The sequence below is a fragment of the Escherichia sp. WS2035 genome, from assembly GCF_046487065.1.
Lineage (GTDB): Bacteria > Pseudomonadota > Gammaproteobacteria > Enterobacterales > Enterobacteriaceae > Escherichia > Escherichia coli.
Window position 1 is genome coordinate 1 of the sequence record NZ_JBJQKD010000040.1, and the last position, 3,160, is coordinate 3,160.

Consider the following 3,160-nt stretch of genomic DNA (forward strand, 5'->3'; position numbering starts at 1 on the left):
ACACGATGATGAATCGCAAGAAACATCTTCGGGTTGTGAGGTTAAGCGACTAAGCGTACACGGTGGATGCCCTGGCAGTCAGAGGCGATGAAGGACGTGCTAATCTGCGATAAGCGTCGGTGAGGTGATATGAACCGTTATAACCGGCGATTTCCGAATGGGGAAACCCAGTGTGTTTCGACACACTATCATTAACTGAATCCATAGGTTAATGAGGCGAACCGGGGGAACTGAAACATCTAAGTACCCCGAGGAAAAGAAATCAACCGAGATTCCCCCAGTAGCGGCGAGCGAACGGGGAGGAGCCCAGAGCCTGAATCAGTGTGTGTGTTAGTGGAAGCGTCTGGAAAGGCGCGCGATACAGGGTGACAGCCCCGTACACAAAAATGCACATACTGTGAGCTCGATGAGTAGGGCGGGACACGTGGTATCCTGTCTGAATATGGGGGGACCATCCTCCAAGGCTAAATACTCCTGACTGACCGATAGTGAACCAGTACCGTGAGGGAAAGGCGAAAAGAACCCCGGCGAGGGGAGTGAAAAAGAACCTGAAACCGTGTACGTACAAGCAGTGGGAGCCTCTTAATGGGGTGACTGCGTACCTTTTGTATAATGGGTCAGCGACTTATATTCTGTAGCAAGGTTAACCGAATAGGGGAGCCGAAGGGAAACCGAGTCTTAACTGGGCGTTAAGTTGCAGGGTATAGACCCGAAACCCGGTGATCTAGCCATGGGCAGGTTGAAGGTTGGGTAACACTAACTGGAGGACCGAACCGACTAATGTTGAAAAATTAGCGGATGACTTGTGGCTGGGGGTGAAAGGCCAATCAAACCGGGAGATAGCTGGTTCTCCCCGAAAGCTATTTAGGTAGCGCCTCGTGAATTCATCTCCGGGGGTAGAGCACTGTTTCGGCAAGGGGGTCATCCCGACTTACCAACCCGATGCAAACTGCGAATACCGGAGAATGTTATCACGGGAGACACACGGCGGGTGCTAACGTCCGTCGTGAAGAGGGAAACAACCCAGACCGCCAGCTAAGGTCCCAAAGTCATGGTTAAGTGGGAAACGATGTGGGAAGGCCCAGACAGCCAGGATGTTGGCTTAGAAGCAGCCATCATTTAAAGAAAGCGTAATAGCTCACTGGTCGAGTCGGCCTGCGCGGAAGATGTAACGGGGCTAAACCATGCACCGAAGCTGCGGCAGCGACACTATGTGTTGTTGGGTAGGGGAGCGTTCTGTAAGCCTGTGAAGGTGTACTGTGAGGTATGCTGGAGGTATCAGAAGTGCGAATGCTGACATAAGTAACGATAAAGCGGGTGAAAAGCCCGCTCGCCGGAAGACCAAGGGTTCCTGTCCAACGTTAATCGGGGCAGGGTGAGTCGACCCCTAAGGCGAGGCCGAAAGGCGTAGTCGATGGGAAACAGGTTAATATTCCTGTACTTGGTGTTACTGCGAAGGGGGGACGGAGAAGGCTATGTTGGCCGGGCGACGGTTGTCCCGGTTTAAGCGTGTAGGCTGGTTTTCCAGGCAAATCCGGAAAATCAAGGCTGAGGCGTGATGACGAGGCACTACGGTGCTGAAGCGACAAATGCCCTGCTTCCAGGAAAAGCCTCTAAGCATCAGGTAACATCAAATCGTACCCCAAACCGACACAGGTGGTCAGGTAGAGAATACCAAGGCGCTTGAGAGAACTCGGGTGAAGGAACTAGGCAAAATGGTGCCGTAACTTCGGGAGAAGGCACGCTGATATGTAGGTGAAGCGACTTGCTCGTGGAGCTGAAATCAGTCGAAGATACCAGCTGGCTGCAACTGTTTATTAAAAACACAGCACTGTGCAAACACGAAAGTGGACGTATACGGTGTGACGCCTGCCCGGTGCCGGAAGGTTAATTGATGGGGTTAGCGGTAACGCGAAGCTCTTGATCGAAGCCCCGGTAAACGGCGGCCGTAACTATAACGGTCCTAAGGTAGCGAAATTCCTTGTCGGGTAAGTTCCGACCTGCACGAATGGCGTAATGATGGCCAGGCTGTCTCCACCCGAGACTCAGTGAAATTGAACTCGCTGTGAAGATGCAGTGTACCCGCGGCAAGACGGAAAGACCCCGTGAACCTTTACTATAGCTTGACACTGAACATTGAGCCTTGATGTGTAGGATAGGTGGGAGGCTTTGAAGTGTGGACGCCAGTCTGCATGGAGCCGACCTTGAAATACCACCCTTTAATGTTTGATGTTCTAACGTGGGCCCCTTACCGGGGTTGCGGACAGTGTCTGGTGGGTAGTTTGACTGGGGCGGTCTCCTCCTAAAGAGTAACGGAGGAGCACGAAGGTTGGCTAATCCTGGTCGGACATCAGGAGGTTAGTGCAATGGCATAAGCCAGCTTGACTGCGAGCGTGACGGCGCGAGCAGGTGCGAAAGCAGGTCATAGTGATCCGGTGGTTCTGAATGGAAGGGCCATCGCTCAACGGATAAAAGGTACTCCGGGGATAACAGGCTGATACCGCCCAAGAGTTCATATCGACGGCGGTGTTTGGCACCTCGATGTCGGCTCATCACATCCTGGGGCTGAAGTAGGTCCCAAGGGTATGGCTGTTCGCCATTTAAAGTGGTACGCGAGCTGGGTTTAGAACGTCGTGAGACAGTTCGGTCCCTATCTGCCGTGGGCGCTGGAGAACTGAGGGGGGCTGCTCCTAGTACGAGAGGACCGGAGTGGACGCATCACTGGTGTTCGGGTTGTCATGCCAATGGCACTGCCCGGTAGCTAAATGCGGAAGAGATAAGTGCTGAAAGCATCTAAGCACGAAACTTGCCCCGAGATGAGTTCTCCCTGACTCCTTGAGAGTCCTGAAGGAACGTTGAAGACGACGACGTTGATAGGCCGGGTGTGTAAGCGCAGCGATGCGTTGAGCTAACCGGTACTAATGAACCGTGAGGCTTAACCTTACAACGCCGAAGATGTTTTGGCGGAAGAGACATCGATAAGTAAGCTTGATAGCAGATTAAATCGACAGGTCATAACGGGACGTGTTGATAAAACAGAATTTGCCTGGCGGCCTTAGCGCGGTGGTCCCACCTGACCCCATGCCGAACTCAGAAGTGAAACGCCGTAGCGCCGATGGTAGTGTGGGGTCTCCCCATGCGAGAGTAGGGAACTGCCAGG

At 53.2% G+C, this 3,160-nt stretch carries 2 rRNA genes; both read left to right on the forward strand.

Features of this window, described 5'->3' with window-relative positions:
* The first annotated feature begins 39 nt into the window (after window positions 1-39).
* Window positions 40-2,943, forward strand: a 23S ribosomal RNA gene (locus ACJHX4_RS26600).
* 102 nt (window positions 2,944-3,045) lie between these two features.
* Window positions 3,046-3,160 (forward strand): 5S ribosomal RNA (rrf, locus tag ACJHX4_RS26605); the annotation flags it as partial.